This window comes from Corynebacterium sp. UMB0012 (genome assembly GCF_030216265.1).
GTDB lineage: Bacteria > Actinomycetota > Actinomycetes > Mycobacteriales > Mycobacteriaceae > Corynebacterium.
This window is the reverse complement of sequence record NZ_JASOKQ010000006.1, coordinates 87,193-105,040: the sequence shown is the minus strand read 5'-3', so window position 1 is coordinate 105,040 and position 17,848 is coordinate 87,193. Positions and strand designations below refer to the sequence as shown.

Sequence of the window (17,848 nt, the reverse complement as noted above, 5' to 3'; positions counted from 1 at the left end):
CGTGGGGGTCTACTATGCGGGGCGCTATGCCCTACTGCTTCTCAAAAGCCGAGTCTTTAGTCCTCGTCGATGAAGAGCTGACCGCGGAACTCTGGGTGCATGAGGTTTTCAACGGACAGAACCTTGTTCAAGGTTGCCTCATCGAGCAGGCCCTTCTCCAGGACGAGTTCCTTGACGCCCTTGCCGGTCTCCAGGGACTCCTTGGCAATCAGGTCACCGTTGTGGTGGCCGATGAACGGGTTCAGGTAGGTGACGATACCAATGGAATTTTCCACGTACGCACGGCACACGTCTGCATTAGCGGTAATGCCGGTGACGCACTTTTCGTGCAGGGCATCCACGGCGTTACCCATGATGCGAATGGACTGGAACAGCGCCTCGCCGATGACCGGCTCCATGACGTTGAGCTGCAGCTGGCCAGCCTCAGCGGCCATGGTGACGACATGGTCATTGCCGAAGATCTTGAAGCAGGTCTGGTTCACAACCTCCGGGATAACCGGGTTGACCTTACCCGGCATGATGGAGGAGCCGGCCTGACGGGCAGGCAGGTTGATCTCAGCCAGGCCAGCGCGTGGACCGGAAGACAGCAGGCGCAGGTCATTACAGATCTTGGCAAGCTTCATTGCTGCGCGCTTGATGGTGGCGTGCAGCAGCACGTAAGCACCACAGTCAGAGGTTGCCTCAATGAGATCGCGGGCGGTCTTCATCTCCAAGCCGGTGACCTCAGACAGAGCTGCGGTGACCTGGTGGCGGTAGCCGGCCGGGGTGTTCACGCCGGTGCCGATTGCGGTTGCGCCCAAGTTGATCTCGAGCAGGCGACGCTGTGCATCGCGCAGCAATGCCTGCTCCTCGTTCAGGTTATTGGCAAAGCCCTTGAACTCATCACCCAAGGTCATCGGAACCGCATCCTGAAGCTGAGTACGACCCATCTTCAGGATGTCCTGGAACTCATTGCCCTTGACCTGGAATGCGGCACGCAGACCATCCATGCGCTCAATGAGGTGATCCACTGCTGCATGCAGACCCAAGCGGAAGCCGGTCGGGTAAGCATCGTTGGTGGACTGGGACATGTTCACATCATCATTCGGGTTGATGATGCCATAGGAGCCCTTCTCCTCACCGAGGTACTCCAGCGCGAGGTTGGCAACAACCTCGTTGGTGTTCATGTTCAGCGAGGTACCAGCGCCACCCTGGAAGACGTCCAGCGGGAACTGATCCATGCAGCGACCCTCTTCCAGGATCTGGTCACAGGCCCAGATGATGGCTTCAGCCTTCTTCTTTGGCAGAACGTGCAGGCGGCGGTTTGCCATGGCGGCCGCCTTCTTGACCTGGACCATGCCGCGGATGAAGTGCGGGATGGTGTTGATGGTCACGTAAGAGATCTGGAAGTTCTCCATGGCGCGTACGGTGTGCACACCGTAGTAAGCGTCAGCGGGAACTTCCAAGGAGCCAAGAAGGTCGGTCTCGGTGCGAGTCTTCTTGCTGGAGTTCTTAGGTGCCTTTTGTTCGGCCACCTTCTGCTGTGCGGCGTGAGTGGAAGTGTCAGCTTCCTTCTTCTTCACGTCCTTTGCTGCAGACTTGGTGTCCTTTTCTTCTTTCTTAGAGGACTTTGCCATGATGGCTCGGCTCCTTTGCCTGTCGAGACTTATATTCGAATGAGTAACCTCAAGCGCTAATGTTAGCCACGACTGAATCTATTTGGGCCGACCCAGAGAAATTGATCCCCCTAAAAGCGGGCGATGCGTAAATCAGAAGCCAAAATTGCTTCCGCGCCGAGTTGGGAAAGTCGGTCCATGACTTGGTTGGCTTGTTTCTTCGGAACCATCGCTCGCACTGCCACCCAGTTCTCACGCGCTAACGGCGACACCGTAGGACCGGTCAATCCTGGAGTAATACCAGCGGCTGCGTCGAGGTTGGATTGAGCGATGTTGTAGTCGATCATCAGATAGGTGCGAGCGTGCAGAATTCCCTGAATGCGGTCGAGCACTACCTGCTCTTCCTCGGTGACCTCTACCCCCGTGCGCTTAATGACTACCGCCTCGGACTCGATGATCGGCTCCCCGAACGGCGCTAACCCTTGCTGACGCAAAGTAGTACCAGTTGACACGACATCAGCAATAACATCGGCAACCCCTAGCCGGATGGAAATCTCTACGGCCCCGTCCAATCGAATAACATCGGCCTCAATCCCATGTGCGGCGAGGTTTGTGCGGACAAGGTTGGGATACGACGTCGCAATCCGCCGCCCAGCTAGTTGAGAGATATCCCACTCCTCCCCCTGCGGGGCTGCGTACCGGAACGTGGAGCCACCAAAGCCTAACGGCAAAACTTCATCAAAGCTCGCTTTAGAGTCAAGTGCCAAGTCCCGGCCCGTAATGCCTAGGTCTAAGACCCCGCGGGCGACATAGATGGCAATATCTTTCGGCCGTAGGAAAAAGAATTCTACCCCGTTAACGGCATCTACCACGTTGAGCGCCTTGGAATGCCCGCGGCCCTTGTAACCGGCCTCTGTAAGGATTTCCACTGCAGCTTCTGACAATGAGCCCTTATTCGGTACAGCAATCTTGATCATGCGGATCCTTCCATCCTGTGGGGTGTTGCCTAGAGGTACTTATAAAGGTCTTCAGGGGTAAGTCCGCGCTTGAGCATCATGACCTGAGTCCAATAGAGCAGCTGGGACATCTCTTCCGCCAGCTCATCGTCGGACTGGTACTCAGCGGCGATCCATACTTCCCCGGCTTCTTCGATGATCTTTTTACCAATGAAATGCTCGCCTTTATCCAGCGCGGCAACGGTGCCAGAACCAGCTGGACGCTGGTCGGCCTTCTCAGCTAGTTCGGCGAAAAGAGTCTCAAAGTTCTTCACGTCTACCTATTGTTCCACAGGTAGATAGAGAATGTAGGGGAACTCTGAATTTCTATTGCCGCGCCGAAATCTTAGCGAACCACTTATAGACGTCAGTGGCCTTAGCTCCCGCGAGGTGCCGCGAATCGCGGAGGCGAGAAATTTCGGTGACTTCGGTCGGTACCTGAACCTGATCATCTTCGGGCAAACCGATAACCGCACAGCCGGCATCAACTGCGGCGCGCATGCCGGTTGCGGAATCTTCAAAAACTAAGCACTCCGCGGGATCTGCGCCAATGCGGCGGGCGGCCTCGCGGTACATATCCGGCGCTGGTTTGCCGGCAGGAACCTCATCCCCGCAGATAGTATCGACGAAATAGTGCCGCCCCAACGCATTGATAGCAGCGTCAGCGACATTGCGCTCGGTATTGGTAGTGACCATCATGGGCACCCCATCCGCTTTCAGTTCCTGAAGCAGTGGAGGGATTCCCGGAAAGATTTCCAGCTGGCGAGCAAAAAGGCCTTTGACATAGTCAAACATTCGGGCGCGGTAACGCTCGCTGTCCTCGGGGTGCAGCGCCACCCCCGCATTATCCGCGCAGATTGCCAAGGTGGTATCAAAGGTCGCGCCCACAGTAGCTAGGCGCTGGGTGGGAGTGAGCCGTTTGCCCAGCAGTTCTGAAAGATAAAACGTTGCCTCCGCCCAAAGGGGCTCCGAATTAGTGAGGGTGCCATCCATATCCCAGAAGATGGCGGCGGGCTTAGTCAGGCCGGAAACGGCGGTGGAGTGCGGCACGAGAATAAAGCTAGCTTTCTCTATCAGGTAGGAAATAGTTTCGCCGTTCACGCTGTGGGCACACGGCGGCAAAAGCCAGCCGCGCAGTTAGCGCGAGCTGGCGCTTACTAAAGCGGAAGGGTCAGAACTAAAAATCCAGTTCCGGAATCTGCGACAGGGCTTCGTCGTCTGCTCCGGTGGCCGCGCTGGCGTTATAGATAAGCTCAGAGAGCTCTTCCTTTTCCTCTGGCTCGAGAACGGCATCGTGTTGAGCGCGATTAAAATCTGCCAACTTGCGAACGGTCTTGGACAAGACGGTGACCAACTGTGGTCCGTCAGGATCGTCCGGAAGAGCATCCAGCCCATCGAGCATCTGCTCAAGGTGGCCGCGCAGCTCTGGGAGGACGTTGGCGTCAAACGGTGCCTCCCAGAACTCCTTTTCCTCTTCCTTGAGGTAATCGCCGGTGGCGAAGGACTTCAGGTCACTAATGAACTCATCTACGGTGGGCTGGAAATCGGCGCGAATGCTCATGCTGTAGATACTGCCCTATCTTGCCTAAGCCCGCACGCCGAGGAGCGAATTTAGTGCGGTGCGAACCAATTCGGCCGCTCCGTCCTCGTCCGTGCCGCGGTCGGCCTCTGCCCACTCATCCACGGCATCGAGCGCGGCCGGGGTATCAAGATCGTTGGCGATTGCGGCACGCAGCTTGGCGACGACCTCTTCGGCCCCTGCCATGCTTCCCGGCTGCGCCAGGGCCTCCCGCCATGCGGCGAGGCGGCGTTTAGCGCCGTCGAGCACCTCGTCGGACCAGTCGCGCTCGTCGCGGTAATGGCCCGCGAAGACACCCAAACGGATAGCGGAGGGATCTTCACCCGCTTCTACGAGCTTGTGAACGAAGACGAGGTTGCCCAAGGACTTAGACATCTTGACCCCGTCGAGGCCGATCATGCCGGTATGCACGTAGAACTGTGCCATGCGATCAACGTTGAGGGCGGCCTCGGCGTGGGCAGCGGAAAACTCATGGTGTGGGAACTTCAGGTCGCTGCCGCCACCCTGGATATCAAAGGAAGAACCCAAGCGGTTAGTAGCGATGGCGGAACACTCAATATGCCAACCCGGGCGACCAGGCCCAAAGGGCGACTCCCAGGCTGGTTCGCCCTCGCGGTGGGCTCGCCAGATAAGCGCGTCGAGCGGATTTTTCTTTCCTGGGCGGTCTGGGTCGCCACCGCGCTCGGCAAAGAAGGTGCGCATCTCGTCGGCAGAGTAATTGGACTCATACCCAAAGCGCTCGGTGGCCTCGATGGAGGCGTAGATATCTGGGTGCTCGGGGTCGTCTACGACGTAGGCCGCTCCGGCGTCGAGAAGCTTCTGCACCATTTCCACGATTTCATCGACGGCCTCCATGGCACCGATGTAGTCCTGCGGCGGGAAAACGGAGAGCAGCTCCATATCGGAACGGAAAAGGTCAATTTGAGAAGTGCCGAGCTCACGCCAATCTACACCGTCGCGTTCGGCACGTTCGAATAGCGGATCATCGACGTCGGTGATGTTTTGGACGTAGTGAACTTTCTTCCCGGCATCCAGGAACGCCCGGTAGATAAGGTCAAAGGTCAGGTAGGTGGCGGCATGGCCCAAGTGGGTGGAGTCATAGGGCGTGATGCCGCACACGTACATGGTGGCGGTATCCCCTGCGACCTCTACGGGAGCGATGGTTTGGTTCGCAGAATCGTACAAGCGCAGCTGTGCCGCATCACCCGGCACAGGGCGGAAGGAAGGTAGTGGCCAAGAATGCATAGCCACCATACTAACGCGGTGTGCCTTAGAGCGGCTGCAGGACTCCCAGTGCCAGGAGGATCATGACGAGCACGCCGACCGGGATGCGGTAAGCGGCAAACCAAGAAAAGGAGTGGTTGCCCACAAACTTTAGTAGCCACGCAATCGAGGCATAACCCAAGGCAAAGGCAATGCCCGTACCGACCAAGAGCTGGAGACCGGAGGCGGACTGGCCGGATTCGGGAGAAAAGGCGTCGGGAAGCGAGAAAAGCCCCGAAGCCAGCACGGCTGGAATGGCGAGCAAGAAGCTAAAGCGAGTGGCTACCTCGCGGTCCAGTCCCAGGAATAGACCACCGGAAATGGTGCCGCCGGAGCGGGAAACACCCGGAATGAGCGCCAAGCATTGGCACAGGCCCATAACAATGGCGTCTTTCATGGTCAACTGGTCAAAGCTGCGTTCCTTCTTACCCATTTTTTCTGCAGCGATGAAGACAAAGGAGAAAAGGATGAGCATTGCGGCGGTAATCCACAGGTTGCGCAGGGCGCCACGAATCGCATCCTCGAATGCGAGGCCGACAATTCCGATGGGAATGGAACCCACGATGACCATCCACCCCATGCGCCAGTCCTGGCCACGAGAGGACTTATCAGCCCAGCCGCGGAACCAGCCGGAGAGAATTTGCCAAATCATTGGGGCAAAATAGACCAGCACAGCCAGCTCCGTACCCAGCTGGATAACTGCGGTGAAGGACGCGCCGGCATCGTTGCCCCAAAAAAGTTCGGAAACAATGCGCAGGTGACCGGAGGAACTTACCGGAAGAAACTCGGTAAGCCCCTGCACGATGGACAAAACAATGACCTGCGCCCAAGAAACAGCGTCAGTTGCGGTATTAGAAATCACCCGCTTCACACTACAGCCGCGCTGGGCTTCGAGTTTTTACAACGCGCGCTGTTAGGATTAGTAGCCGTGAAATCTCAATCTGGCTCTGCACTTATCCTTTCTAGTTTGCTGGCGCTTAGCGCCACCGCGTTGGCCGCCTGCCAGCCCGAAGTGGGCGTGGGCGCCGATCCAGAGACCGCGGTCAAGGGCAATGCCACCCCAGCGGTCTCCCCGGCTAAGGCGGATCCGGAAGGCACGGTGGTCGACCTTAAGGCAGACATCACTGACCTTGCCGCCTTTGATGACTCGCTGGCGGTGCGCACCAAGGACGAGCTTCTCATCGGTAGCCAGAAGGATTTTGAAGAGAAGAAGGCTACCTCGCTAGACATTTCTGCGGAGTGTGGTGACCTCAGTTCTTCGGAGTCGGGCTTCGTCCTCGCCTGCCCGGACAAGGTTCTCCTCATCGATCCCGCTTCCCCGGATTCTCCCCAAGAGGTCGATATGGAAGAGGACTTCCCCGTTACCGCCGCCACCCAGCTATCCAGCGGCGAGATCTTTGCCACCTCGGCCGATTCCACCACGGTAGGCATCTATAAGGACGGTAAGCGAGACGGAGATATCGAGGTGGAAGCTGGCTCGGACCAGCTATTGGCCGTGCCCAATTCCTCGGGCGATGACGGAGTGGTACGCATCCACCGAGAGGATTCCACCATCCAAAACGTGGACTGGACGAATGATCGCGCGGGCGGCCGACTGCGCGTTGGCCAGGGAGTCGGCAGCATCGCGGTGGGCGATAACGGCGTGGTCCTCGCCTCCGATACCGAGGGCGGCCGCTTGGCTATCTACACGTCCGATGACGTCGTCCGCCTGCACCAATACGGCAACGTAGAGGGCACCCCTTGGGGCGTAGCCTGGGATAATAAGCGCAATCTGGCGTGGGTGAGCGCCACCGATACCAATAAGGCTCATGCCTATGAAATTGGCAAAGGCGTACCAGAGCTGCGCGGAGATCTCTCGACCGTGCCGGATGCGCAGAATATTGCCCTGCTTGGCGACGGCACCTTTGTCGCCGCCTCCGCCACCGGCCACGGGCTGCAGTTCGTGGACACCCCGCACCTGAAGAAGGAGTCTTAACACCATGACCAGCACTATTGACCAATTGCGCGCGCAGGCCTACCAGCTTGCTCTGCGGGGCATGTTTAAGCTGAGCCCAGAGCGCATCCACGAGATTATTAACACTGCGCTCAGCGGACTCCAAGCCGCCGGGCCAGCCAACCGAGCCCTGGCAAAGATCCTGCCGGTCAACGATCCAGTGCTGCGCCAAGAGGTCTTCGGAGTAGAATTCCCCCGCCCGTTGGGACTTGCCGCCGGGTTTGATAAAAACGCCGCGGCCGCTGATACGTGGGCTCCCATTGGCTTTGGCTTTGCAGAGTTGGGCACCGTCACCGCCCAAGCACAGCCTGGCAATCCTGCTCCGCGGCTTTTCCGCCTCAAGGCCGATAAGGCCATCTTGAATCGGATGGGCTTTAACAATAAAGGTGCAGCGGCCGCCGCAGAAAACCTGCGCAAGCGTCGCTACAGCGATGTCATTGGCATCAATATTGGCAAAACCAAAGTCACCCCTGCCGAGCATGCAGTAGAAGATTACCGCCGCTCCGCGTCGGTATTGGGCGACTTGGCAGATTTCCTGGTGGTCAACGTTTCTTCGCCGAATACCCCGGGCCTGCGCGACCTGCAAGCAGTGGAATCGCTGCGCCCCATTCTCTCCGCCGTGCAAGAATGCACCGCGGTTCCGGTGCTGGTGAAAATTGCCCCGGATCTTTCTGATGCTGACGTTGACGCCGTGGCAAACCTAGCCCTCGAGCTCGGGCTCGACGGAATTGTAGCGACAAATACCACCATTTCCCGCGAGGGACTCAAGACTCCAGCCGCCGAGGTAAAGGAGATGGGTGCCGGTGGCGTATCCGGCCCTCCGGTAGCCGAGCGCTCCCTAGAGGTACTGCGCCGCCTCAATGAGCGAGTCGGCGACCAGCTCACCCTCATCTCCGTGGGTGGCATCTCCACGCCGGAGCAAGCATGGGAGCGCATCACTTCCGGTGCTTCCCTACTGCAGGGCTACACCGGTCTCATCTACGGTGGTCCGGACTGGATCCGCGATATCCACCGCGGCATTGCCGCTCAAATCCGTGCCCACGGTTTGAGCAATATTTCCCAGGCGGTTGGTTCCGGCCTCCCCTGGAAGCCTTTGGATTAGTCCGACCCAAGGTTGCACAACACAAGGTCCGCCTACTTTTCCTGCTGCACGCAGAGGAAGTAGGCGGACCCTTTGTTTTTGCGGTGCTGACTAGGTCTGCGACATGGCGCTGCGCTTGAGAATCAGTGCGCACAACACCGCGAAGCCGGCGTAGAACACGACCCAAAACTGTGGTTGCGTGAATAGGATATCGCCGGGCACAAAGCGGCTTGCTGCAATAATCACAATGGCGATGACCAACGCTGCAACCTGCGCGCGGCTTCCCGCCTGACTTTTGCTCATGGTACTAAAGGCGCCGACGATGATCGCGGCGACAATAATCGCCACTTTGGAATACGTCCATTCGAAATCGGCACCCCAACCATCCGTGAAGACGGAGATTAATGCAAAGAGGACCAGCACGAATGCGACCACCATGAAGGCGCCGCCCACCCGCAGCGCCGTCGGCGGGCTAGGCTGCGATGAAGTAGAGCCACTAGCCATTACTTCGCCTCGTACCAGCCCCACAAAATGGCGCGACCAAGAGCATGGAAATGCAGGTTGAACCCAAGCACGGTCGGCGAAGCATCTGGGTCGATATCGAGCTTCTCTACGTCGACTGCATGGACGGCGTAAAGGTAGCGATGCGGGGCGTGTCCGACAGGCGGGTTCGCACCGAAGTAGGTGCGCTCGCCCGAGTCGTTGCGCAAGCTGATGACGCCGTCAATACCCAAGTCCTCGGCGGCACCGGCATTGGTAGGCAGCTCGCTTACCTCGACGGGGATATTGAACGCCGCCCAGTGCCAGAAACCAGAAGCCGTTGGCGCATCGGGGTCGAAACAGGTCACGGCCAGGGACTTGGTACCTTCCGGCAGTCCAGACCAGGCAAGCTGAGGCGATACGTTCTCTGGGGCGCGGAGCTTTTCCTGCAGCTCGTCTCCTTCCACCACATCAGTGGACGAGAGAACGAAGGAAGGGACATCGCGCAGCGGTGCGTAAGGATCTGGACCAGGAAACCGAGAATCATCTGCGTAAGAAGTCATAGACCCATTTGTACCCCACCTCACAAGGCGATGTCGATGTGGTGTAACCGCCGCGGCCTGCATAAATTCTGCTGCACACGTGGAAAGCCCCTACCCAGACTTACAACCATGTATTTCCACACGCCGTTAATATTTGCTTTTTCACGCCACACGCAGGCGATTTGTAAAGCAAGCCTCGAGCAGGATACAGTATCGGAGTACCCAGCCGAGAGGCTGACAAACACCCTGCCCGGGTGGCGGAATGGCAGACGCGCTAGCTTGAGGTGCTAGTGTCCTATTAACGGACGTGGGGGTTCAAGTCCCCCCTCGGGCACAACGGACCGGCGGTTACCACTAAGGTAGCCGCCGGATTTTTCTATTCAGTACTCCCACAAGGACTACGATCTCCCCCATGACCACATTTTTGAGTTGGGCGCGCAGCTTCGGCCAGTTCCTCATGTCGCTCGCCCAGTCCGCCTGGCGGTCAATTCTCCAGTGGTCGATGCGTCGTTGGGTAGCCGTCCTCGCCGCTATCGCCACCGGCGCGATACTCTTTTACTTCTTTGATCTGCCGAACGTGTCCCAGCTTCGCGTCGCCTCCACCCGCTATGGTGCGTGGTTTCCTCTCCTTTTTATCCTAGGTTATGTCATATTTACGCAGCTTCCATTTCCTCGGACGTTGTGGACAGTAGCCGCAGGAATACTTTTTGGCCCATGGAAGGGCCTCGCCCTCTCCTTGTGCGCCTTGACGGTGTCAGCGACCCTCTCGCTCCTCATCGTCCGCACGCTCCTCGGAGACTGGATCCGGCCGCACCTAACCCACCCAGCAGTGTTTAAAATCAATGCCCACTTAGAGCGGCGCGGCTGGCTGGCCATCGCTTCGCTGCGGATGGTGGCCGGCGTCCCCTTCAGCCTCCTGAATTATGTTGCCGCACTAACACCCGTGAAGCTTAGCCACTTCACCGTGGCCACTCTCCTCGGTTCCGTCCCAACTACTGCCCTCGGCGTCTTCTTCGGCGATGCCCTCACCGGCCACACCTCGCCCAGCATCATTGTTGCCATGGTAGCTTTTGCCGCCATCGGTATGGGCGGGCTGTATATGGATTCACGTCTACCCACTCGCCCATAAGTCAAGTACGAGCGGTAGACTAATTCGCAATTGGTTCCTTAAGGAGGATTTTCTGTGCTTGCTGTCCACGCTCGCTACCGGGGCCGCTCCGTGCGTCGCGCAGAGTTGGTCCAACGCTCCGCAACGGCTCTATCCACCCTCAATGGTGTGGGCGAGTTCCACGTGCTCGGCGTGGAAGATATTTGCGCCGTAGTTGATTCAGCAACTGCCGTGTGCGACGTGGTCATGGCTTTGCTTGCCGACGGCGACTGGGCCATCGGCATCGGCATTAGTCCCGGAAACCAAGAAGATGAGGAAGGCGCGCGCCAGGTAGCAACCGCCGCATTGCGGAAGTCCGCCCGCATGGGGCAGGTCTACGCCAAACTCAATAAACGCGGCCGCGCTTCGGAGGCGAGCGATATCGCGGCCACCTTTGCCCTACTTGGGTACGTTCTCCACAAGCGCACCATCGAAGGCCGCGAAGCAACCTCGCTTGTCCGCGCAGGGCTCAACCAGAATGAGGCCGCCGAAGAGCTAGGAATTTCCAAGCAAGCCATGTCGCAACGCCTCCAAGCGGCCGGCTGGAGCGCGGAAATGGCGGGGTGGCAGTTGGCCGTCAACCTCATTGAACGCGCCAACCTTGCCCACCCCTAGAGCAAATCAGATTTGCTCAACTCAGGTGTAGTAACGAAGTCCACGAGGCGCTCCACGGCGCCGATTAGGCTGGAGTCTAGGTCGCGGAAGGAATGTACGGCGTTATAGACATGACGCCACCCATCCTTCGGGTCGCTCCACCCTACGCGGCGGCAAATACCGGTCTTCCAATCCTCGCCGTAGGGAACATCTGGCCATTCGCGCAGGCCTACGCGCTGTGGCTTTACCGCCGCCCAGATATCGATGAAGGGGTGTCCAGTTACCAGGACATGCTCTCCCACGGTTTCCGTTAATCGGGTTTCTTTGGAGCCTTGAACCAAGTGATCCGCCAATACTCCGACCCTGCGGCCTGGCCCTGGCTGAAACTCTGCGAGGCGCGCCTCCAAGTTGTCCAAACCCTCGAGGTATTCGACTACCACACCTTCCACACGCAGGTCGTGGCCCCACACTTTTTCTACGATGGCAGCATCGTGCACGCCTTCGACCCAAATGCGGGAAGGAGCGGCGACCTTAGCTTCCACGTTCTCTACGCGGCGGGAGCCGGAGTTGGACTTACGAGGAGCCTGCTTTTCGACGTACCGGGTAAGCGTCACAGGTTTTCCTTCCACCAGGAATCCGCCTTTAACCAGGTTAAAGACCCGTTCTACGCCGTGGCGATCCTCAAGGCGTACCACCTCACCGAAAACGGTTTTATCCACGCCCATAACAGCGCCCACAAAGTCGTCGCCGCGCACTTCCACTACCATTCCGGGCTCGGCTGGCACTTCTGGATACTGGCGCGGCTTCGACCGCGAGTGGCCAGCAAAAATATCTCCGCCATAAGGATCAAAACTCATGGCCCGTTAGTCTATCTACTAGACTGGCTCGCCATGGATATGCGCGCCGAAGTATGGTCACCTTTACAAAACACTGCCGTATGGCTTGGCTCGTGGCTGTGGGGACATGAAACCACCGATGACCTACTGGACGCGCTTACTGAACTAGGCGGACGTCCAGAATGCTGGGACGAATCCCCCTTCGTCGATCTATTAGCCATGCTGCGCGCGGAGACCACCGAGCTCACCGCTCATCGCGGTGTACGTGCAGAGCCTATTGTGCGTCTCGCACTGTCCGGGCCAGGCGAGCCGCCCGCATTGCCTGCAGGATCGGAGTCCTATCGCGCGGCCGCACAAAGTTCTGCCGGAGCAATCATAGTTCGTACCAATGATCCCTTGCGTAACTTAGTCCTCGTACCCCACATTCGCCACAGCCATACTGCGTGGCAAGTGGTCGTCGAAAAGCAGCAACTCCCCGCGCCCGCCTGGCTAAGCCCCGGTGAAGCCGACGCACTCCTCTCTCAAGCAACCAATGAGTCCGCCGATCTCATCGCCGCAACTGGGTATAGCACCGAGGCCTTGCCCAGCCCACGCCTCACCGTGGGAACCCTGAGCGACTTCTATGACACACCTGGTCTTCCCCACTCAACGCCAGCTCGAGCAGCCAAACTCTTTGCCCGGGCCGACCGAGTAGCCGCGATCATCGAAACCGTCACTGACCGCATCAATGACCACAGCCTTGATCCACAATTGCTTCGCTTGTGGCGCCACATCCGCCAGGCCCGCATGACGGGCGTGTCTTATGCGCTTGGAGAATTTGCCCGTTAACGGGACCAGATATCGCAGCACCCCGCTGCACACGGAGCACCATTGACTGTGCACCCTTGCACCGTCACGCTCCCGCTGGTCTCCCACTCGCGGCCTTGCTCTAGTTCATCGATGAGATCAACCACCATCTCCGCAAACCTTGGAGTCGGACCCGCTGTCCGGGTGCGCAGAACTTTGACACCCATCTCGTCTGCCGCCTTCTGCAGCTCGGAATCGAGATCCCAGATGACCTCCATATGGTCTGAGATGAAGCCAATCGGACACACCACTACCGTGTCCACGCCTTCGTTGTTATGGATGTTGGTGGTGTGGTCAACAATGTCTGGCTCGAGCCACGGAGTGCGTGGATTGCCCGAACGTGACTGCCATACAAGGTCATAGTCAGAAATACCGGCTTGTGCGGCCACCAACCGCGACGCCTCTGCCACCTGGCGGGAGTAAAGGTTTTTATCGCCTTCCGCGCCGCCCACATTATCGTGCGCGACGGGAACCGAATGGGCGGTAAACAGCAAGCGAGTGGATTCCTTCTTTTCTTCCGGAACCTGTCCCCAGACCTCTGTGACAGCGGCTGCCATTTCGGCCACGAACTTCGGATGATCGAAGAATTGGCGAATCTTAGTAAATTCAATGTCCGGCAAACCCTGCTCCGCCAGATGCTCGCGCATCTGCTGAATGTCCTCATCATATTGCCGGCATGCGGAGTACCCACCCCATGCAGAAGTAGCGAAGACAGCTACCTTTCGCACTCCGTCCTGAGACATCTTCTCCGCAGTCTCGCTGGCAAAGGGATGCCAATTACGATTGCCAAAGTAGACTGGTAGATTATGTCCGCGTTTTTTCAGCTCCCCTTCGACATGATCGATGATTTCGCGGTTAAGTGCATTGAGCGGACTTACCCCTCCGAAGTGGTAATAATGCTCGCCCACCACTTCTAGCCGCTCGCGAGGGATGCCTCGACCTCGAGTTACGTTCTCCAAAAAAGGAACGACCTCCTCGTTTCCTTCCGGGCCACCGAAAGAAAGAACGAGGAGGGCGTCGAAGTTTTGGGCATTCTGTTGTGCGTCAGTCATGCCCTAAACCATACCAACCAAAAGTTGGAGATTAGAGAAGGCGCACGACATCCGGAGTAGCGCCACCCCAGCGTACTGGGACTACTGAAACAGTCTGACCAGACTGTGGCGCTTCAATCATTTGGCCGTCGCCTAGGTAGATAGCTACGTGCTGGCTTCCACCAGCTCCGTAGAAGATAAGGTCACCGCGCTGTGCATTCGCGCGCGGAACCTTCTTGCCCTGCTGGTACTGTGCACCAGTGTAGTGAGGAAGGTCTAGGCCGGCTGCCGCGTAGGCGTACTTGACTAGGCCCGAGCAATCGAAGCCAGACTGACCGAAGTCCCCGAAGGAATCAGCCACGCCACCATCGCGAAGCCCACCAGTAGGACCATTATTATCGCCGCCACCCCACACATAAGGGACGCCGACCTGAGACTCAGCGCGAGAAATTACGGCCTCGATCTGAGCGTCTCGGCCCGCGTCTGCACCGGTGGTACTTTCCTCAACTTCAGACACTTCATCCACCTCGGGAGCGTCAACGCTGGCGGCAGGTGCAGTATTCGGGCTGCTCAAACCTAGCAAGTCAGAAGAGCCCTGCATGAGGGTGCGCACATCGTCCTCATCAACGGCTGCAGCGATATCATTCGCAAGTCCGAGCGCATCGTTCACAGAGGACCCAGTGCCGAAATCGACGTTCTGGAACGTCGGAGTAGCACCCTTGTTGAGGGCGTTTTCAAAGTCCGCCTCTGGAGCAGTCTTCTCCTGCTCAGCAACGGATGGTTCCTCCGGGTTCTCTGCAACGTCCGTGCCGCCCGTAACCTCAGGCGTTCCACCCTCTACCACCTCATCGGTAAAGGTCTGAGACTTGTCTCCTGTAGTCAAGTCTTGAGGATTGACAGAAAATGTATCGGTAGAATTCCCAGAATCAAGATTGGTTACTTGATTTAGGGCCGCCGGAAGAGAATCCTGCTGCGAGAGCTGTACCCCGCTTGCTTCCTCCCCCTGGGACGTAACCTGCTGCTGGCGGGCAAAAGTGGCTTCCGCAAACCTTTGGGTAGCGTTTAGTCGCGCTTCATTCTGGGCCAGCTCTCGGCGCTCCTGCGCAACACGATTCTCGGCTTCTCGCTTTTCCTCGCCCGCCTGGCGCAGCTCATCTTCCAAGCTGGCAACATACTCTTCGTTAGTACCCGGCTCGCCGTTCACTTGTTCCAATTGGGTTCGAATCTGAGCAATACGGTCTTCCGCTCCGGAAACATCTGCTTCCGCGCGACCTAGCTCTGCCCGGGACTCCTCTACAGCACCCTGCAGTGAATCCGCGTTGGCAACTGCACGGTCAATTGCTACGTGGTCTGACTCTTGGTCCTGGACCGTACCTGGGTTTGGCGTCGATACTTCATCGGCGCTTGCTGGGGCTACGGTGGAAAGTGTTGAAATGGCTGCAGTACCTGCTACTGCAGCAATGAAAGCGCGAACATGTCGAATGCGCGGAAGGCGAATGGTGGCCACTGAAATACTCCTAGTTTGGGCCCACGCTGCTCCTTTAGTGAGAGTCCATGAAGACTCCGGACATAGGTATGCCCGGGCTCCCCGCCTGCATATTTCGCACAAACACAGGCGTTATCGCATGTCCTATTGGGCGGCCTAGAGGTTCGCCTCGAGTAGATATCAATAGATACGCGAAGCTAACCCCTGGTGCCCGCAGACACTAGAGCGGTAATTGTTGATGGACTGCCTACATTGGCTGAGACTTCACTCCGGGTGTGCTCTTTCGGTGGACCCTCAGCAGACTTAGGGCTTTCATGTTGGAACTAGAGAGAGTTAAGGACGATTGCTGCGCCGTTACTGGACGACTCAAACCGCTACTGTTTCCCCAACAACAGCGATATACAGACAACTTGCACTCTGGCAAGAGAGCCTAAAGGTCTACTTGCGTGAGTCCGACAAGTCGGCCACAAATGGTCTACAACTATTCTCTGTTCAAACAAATTCCCACGACTGCGAAATCCACTTCTATTCTTGCGCTGCGCGCGACATACGCTCCAGGATGCGTCTAACAACCCGCGATTCCGTATGCCCCGATCACGTCTTCGTTGCACTGAGCACCGTGAGAACTGCTCTACGGGTTCTGGCAGACCTCGCCGCGGCGCCGGACCGGAATCCAAAAGGTCTAGCCTTTTAGTACTACCGAGCCGTCGAGGGCAAGCAGCCACAAACCATGAACAGGCCGCACGAGGCTGACCCTTGTGGAGTGATTCGGCGTTCCCAGACCCTATCCCTATGGACCTCTTCGTGCGCACCTTCTGTGCCAACAGGCTTTCAGCCTTAGCCATATAAAGGTTCGCACCAAAATTTCCACACGGTGGAGTTCTAATGAACGCGTCTCACCTCATAAACGGAAGGTGGGTTGATGTGTAATTTTTCGAACATTGCAATCGCTCAAGTTCATTGCCTGCGTCCCCAATCACTTTCGATTGGTCCCAGTTCATTGACTTCCAAGAACGGCCACTCGACGTTCTAACCTTCGCTCGAGGCGTGCTTCCCCACATACCCGTGCGAGATCTCTCGTGACAGTCAAGGCTAAGCCCATGAACCCAGGAAGCAAGAAATGTCTCCTGAGTCGACAACCGAACCTTACGTCACGACACGCCCGTTTCGCACAATTTTCCCGCAATTCACGTGAGTCAAGTTAATTCACATGACTCAACATATGCACCTAACCTGCAATGATTTTGTTACCATCCCGTTATTGTGACTTTAATCACTAGCCAACCAGAGTTCCATACGCTCTACCGGCCCCCAGCTCGACCACAACTAGGACAACAGAGCCACTCCCCCACCGGATGTCAACCCCTAAGAATTTACTTTGACCACTCCCCCGCCCCATTCACGGCCCCCAATTAGGTACCAGGTTCAAGCTAAGCCCAGACCGAACTTCTGCCTCCCCGATCAACAACCGGCCTTCTCGACACACCGTGAGTGAACGAAACTGCGCCATTCACATTCACCCGGAGTTCTTCGGCACCCACCCTCGGGCCAGTTGCTCGAATTTTTCGTACATCGAAGGCCCGCAAAAATTTCACCCTGAGACGCGATACTTTTTCGAACAAACTTAATTTTAAAGGAGTATCTGTCGAGTTTTGGAAAGTGAAGTTCCGCAGTGCTCGCGCTACCCTATTTGCCCGACCGACCCAATCGGGAATTACATAGAGTCTTCTCAACCCCTAGACCCCGCGCCGGCTGGCCACCAGAAAAGAGCTGACCAAAACAATTATGGCGATTACGGCAACCGTCCCCACTACTGCGCCCACAGGGAGACTGATTTGGTCTAGCCCCCTGTAGTACTCAGACAGAAGGTCTACTTGGTTAACTCCAGGCACGATCTGCGCCTGCACCGACTCAATGCCGGCGCGGCTATAAGTGTCACTGACGGAAGAAACATGGCGGGGGGTTTGAACGATGACAGTGTTTAAACCTGTCGCATCCTGGAGCTCTTGGGCAATGTCGCGGACATCAGGTGCCCGATCAGCCATCACATCAACCACGGCCACCCCGTCACCGTCTCGCAAGCCTTGAGCTACCTCCGCGTTGAGCTGTGCATCTTGGCTGAGCGCTGGGGACGTATAGGCCACGCCGTCCTCTTTCAGCTGGCTTGCCAAATCAGCTACATCTACGCCCGCAGGAACCATGCGTATCTCTTCCTTATATATAGGGCTCCTAAACTTCTTCTCCCCAAAGATACGGACAGATCACAGCAACCCATTTCCTCAACTCGCCGATTTTCCTGAAAAGGTGAAAACAGAACGCTTGTACTGTTACAATGGCAGCGACCGAAGGTTTTAGCCTCTACAATATCTAGGTGAACCAT

The 17,848-nt window shown here is 57.4% G+C and carries 18 protein-coding genes and 1 tRNA gene; 6 read left to right on the top strand and 13 right to left on the bottom strand.

Going from position 1 to position 17,848, the window contains the following annotated elements; translation table 11 throughout:
• Positions 1–56 precede the first annotated feature (56 nt).
• The 7 genes from aspA to QP324_RS04695 form a co-directional block, all read right to left on the bottom strand.
• On the bottom strand, positions 57–1,616 hold the full coding sequence (gene aspA / locus QP324_RS04725) for an aspartate ammonia-lyase (protein ID WP_284814773.1): 1,560 nt from the start codon (positions 1,614–1,616) through the stop codon (positions 57–59).
• Positions 1,617–1,726: 110 nt separating this feature from the next.
• A complete protein-coding gene (hisG, locus tag QP324_RS04720) occupies positions 1,727–2,572 on the bottom strand; it encodes an ATP phosphoribosyltransferase (protein WP_239278805.1) in 846 nt (281 codons plus the stop codon).
• A 29-nt stretch (positions 2,573–2,601) separates the two neighbouring features.
• Positions 2,602–2,865: a phosphoribosyl-ATP diphosphatase gene (locus QP324_RS04715; RefSeq protein ID WP_204609052.1), complete on the bottom strand. Its 264-nt coding sequence runs from the start codon at positions 2,863–2,865 to the stop codon at positions 2,602–2,604.
• Positions 2,866–2,917: 52 nt separating this feature from the next.
• Positions 2,918–3,640, bottom strand: a complete 723-nt coding sequence (locus QP324_RS04710; RefSeq protein WP_284814771.1) for an HAD family phosphatase — start codon at positions 3,638–3,640, stop codon at positions 2,918–2,920.
• 127 nt (positions 3,641–3,767) lie between these two features.
• Positions 3,768–4,151 carry a hypothetical protein gene (locus tag QP324_RS04705; protein WP_005324796.1) on the bottom strand — a complete coding sequence of 128 codons (384 nt, stop codon included), beginning with the start codon at positions 4,149–4,151 and terminating at the stop codon, positions 3,768–3,770.
• Positions 4,152–4,175: 24 nt separating this feature from the next.
• Positions 4,176–5,414 (bottom strand): cysteine--1-D-myo-inosityl 2-amino-2-deoxy-alpha-D-glucopyranoside ligase, encoded by a 1,239-nt coding sequence (gene mshC / locus QP324_RS04700; protein ID WP_239278804.1) that lies wholly within the window; start codon positions 5,412–5,414, stop codon positions 4,176–4,178.
• A gap of 25 nt (positions 5,415–5,439) precedes the next feature.
• A complete protein-coding gene (locus tag QP324_RS04695) occupies positions 5,440–6,294 on the bottom strand; it encodes an undecaprenyl-diphosphate phosphatase (RefSeq protein WP_284814770.1) in 855 nt (284 codons plus the stop codon).
• A gap of 66 nt (positions 6,295–6,360) precedes the next feature.
• On the opposite strand from QP324_RS04695, the gene QP324_RS04690 reads away from it, so the two are divergent.
• The gene (locus tag QP324_RS04690; RefSeq protein ID WP_284814768.1) at positions 6,361–7,407 is read left to right on the top strand and encodes a hypothetical protein; all 1,047 of its coding nucleotides are present in this window, start codon (positions 6,361–6,363) and stop codon (positions 7,405–7,407) included.
• A 4-nt stretch (positions 7,408–7,411) separates the two neighbouring features.
• On the top strand, positions 7,412–8,527 hold the full coding sequence (locus QP324_RS04685; RefSeq protein ID WP_284814766.1) for a quinone-dependent dihydroorotate dehydrogenase: 1,116 nt from the start codon (positions 7,412–7,414) through the stop codon (positions 8,525–8,527).
• Positions 8,528–8,617: 90 nt separating this feature from the next.
• Here the strand turns inward: QP324_RS04685 and QP324_RS04680 are convergent, their stop codons facing one another.
• Together QP324_RS04680 and QP324_RS04675 are read right to left on the bottom strand one after the other, a co-directional pair.
• Entirely contained in the window at positions 8,618–9,010 is a 393-nt protein-coding gene (locus QP324_RS04680; RefSeq protein ID WP_239278799.1) for a hypothetical protein, read from the bottom strand.
• On the bottom strand, positions 9,010–9,549 hold the full coding sequence (locus QP324_RS04675; protein ID WP_239278798.1) for a YbhB/YbcL family Raf kinase inhibitor-like protein: 540 nt from the start codon (positions 9,547–9,549) through the stop codon (positions 9,010–9,012). The genes QP324_RS04680 and QP324_RS04675 overlap by 1 nt, the downstream gene beginning before the upstream one ends.
• Before the next feature lie 227 nt (positions 9,550–9,776).
• Between QP324_RS04675 and QP324_RS04670 the strand changes: the two genes are divergently transcribed.
• The 3 genes from QP324_RS04670 to QP324_RS04660 all read left to right on the top strand — a co-directional run bounded on the left by QP324_RS04670 (position 9,777) and on the right by QP324_RS04660 (position 11,290).
• Positions 9,777–9,862, top strand: a tRNA-Leu gene (locus QP324_RS04670).
• A 78-nt stretch (positions 9,863–9,940) separates the two neighbouring features.
• A complete protein-coding gene (locus QP324_RS04665) occupies positions 9,941–10,657 on the top strand; it encodes a TVP38/TMEM64 family protein (RefSeq protein WP_284814763.1) in 717 nt (238 codons plus the stop codon).
• 54 nt (positions 10,658–10,711) lie between these two features.
• Positions 10,712–11,290 (top strand): MarR family transcriptional regulator, encoded by a 579-nt coding sequence (locus QP324_RS04660; RefSeq protein WP_198493063.1) that lies wholly within the window; start codon positions 10,712–10,714, stop codon positions 11,288–11,290.
• Here the strand turns inward: QP324_RS04660 and QP324_RS04655 are convergent.
• Positions 11,287–12,126, bottom strand: a complete 840-nt coding sequence (locus tag QP324_RS04655; protein ID WP_200435636.1) for a DUF3097 domain-containing protein — start codon at positions 12,124–12,126, stop codon at positions 11,287–11,289. The two genes, QP324_RS04660 and QP324_RS04655, sit on opposite strands and share 4 nt — an antisense overlap.
• A gap of 33 nt (positions 12,127–12,159) precedes the next feature.
• Between QP324_RS04655 and QP324_RS04650 the strand changes: the two genes are divergently transcribed.
• Positions 12,160–12,933, top strand: coding sequence for a hypothetical protein (locus tag QP324_RS04650; protein ID WP_284814761.1), 774 nt, complete (start codon positions 12,160–12,162; stop codon positions 12,931–12,933).
• Here the strand turns inward: QP324_RS04650 and QP324_RS04645 are convergent.
• The 3 genes from QP324_RS04645 to QP324_RS04635 form a co-directional block, all read right to left on the bottom strand.
• Entirely contained in the window at positions 12,930–14,003 is a 1,074-nt protein-coding gene (locus tag QP324_RS04645) for a ferrochelatase (RefSeq protein WP_284814759.1), read from the bottom strand. The two genes, QP324_RS04650 and QP324_RS04645, sit on opposite strands and share 4 nt — an antisense overlap.
• 31 nt (positions 14,004–14,034) lie before the next feature.
• Positions 14,035–15,489, bottom strand: a complete 1,455-nt coding sequence (locus tag QP324_RS04640) for an NlpC/P60 family protein (protein WP_284814757.1) — start codon at positions 15,487–15,489, stop codon at positions 14,035–14,037.
• Between the two features lie 1,715 nt (positions 15,490–17,204).
• Positions 17,205–17,669, bottom strand: a complete 465-nt coding sequence (locus QP324_RS04635) for a DUF6676 family protein (RefSeq protein ID WP_239277738.1) — start codon at positions 17,667–17,669, stop codon at positions 17,205–17,207.
• Positions 17,670–17,848: the final 179 nt, after the last annotated feature.

What these genes read in the sequence shown, in the direction of transcription:
- aspA (WP_284814773.1), bottom strand. Translation starts at nt 1,616, where the DNA reads ATGGCAAAGTCCTCTAAGAAAGAAGAAAAGGACACCAAGTCTGCAGCA.
- hisG (WP_239278805.1), bottom strand. Translation starts at nt 2,572, where the DNA reads ATGATCAAGATTGCTGTACCGAATAAGGGCTCATTGTCAGAAGCTGCA.
- QP324_RS04705 (WP_005324796.1), bottom strand. Translation starts at nt 4,151, where the DNA reads ATGAGCATTCGCGCCGATTTCCAGCCCACCGTAGATGAGTTCATTAGT.
- mshC (WP_239278804.1), bottom strand. Translation starts at nt 5,414, where the DNA reads ATGCATTCTTGGCCACTACCTTCCTTCCGCCCTGTGCCGGGTGATGCG.
- QP324_RS04685 (WP_284814766.1), top strand. Translation starts at nt 7,412, where the DNA reads ATGACCAGCACTATTGACCAATTGCGCGCGCAGGCCTACCAGCTTGCT.
- QP324_RS04680 (WP_239278799.1), bottom strand. Translation starts at nt 9,010, where the DNA reads ATGGCTAGTGGCTCTACTTCATCGCAGCCTAGCCCGCCGACGGCGCTG.
- QP324_RS04675 (WP_239278798.1), bottom strand. Translation starts at nt 9,549, where the DNA reads ATGACTTCTTACGCAGATGATTCTCGGTTTCCTGGTCCAGATCCTTAC.
- QP324_RS04665 (WP_284814763.1), top strand. Translation starts at nt 9,941, where the DNA reads ATGACCACATTTTTGAGTTGGGCGCGCAGCTTCGGCCAGTTCCTCATG.
- QP324_RS04655 (WP_200435636.1), bottom strand. Translation starts at nt 12,126, where the DNA reads ATGAGTTTTGATCCTTATGGCGGAGATATTTTTGCTGGCCACTCGCGG.
- QP324_RS04650 (WP_284814761.1), top strand. Translation starts at nt 12,160, where the DNA reads ATGGATATGCGCGCCGAAGTATGGTCACCTTTACAAAACACTGCCGTA.
- QP324_RS04645 (WP_284814759.1), bottom strand. Translation starts at nt 14,003, where the DNA reads ATGACTGACGCACAACAGAATGCCCAAAACTTCGACGCCCTCCTCGTT.
- QP324_RS04635 (WP_239277738.1), bottom strand. Translation starts at nt 17,669, where the DNA reads ATGGTTCCTGCGGGCGTAGATGTAGCTGATTTGGCAAGCCAGCTGAAA.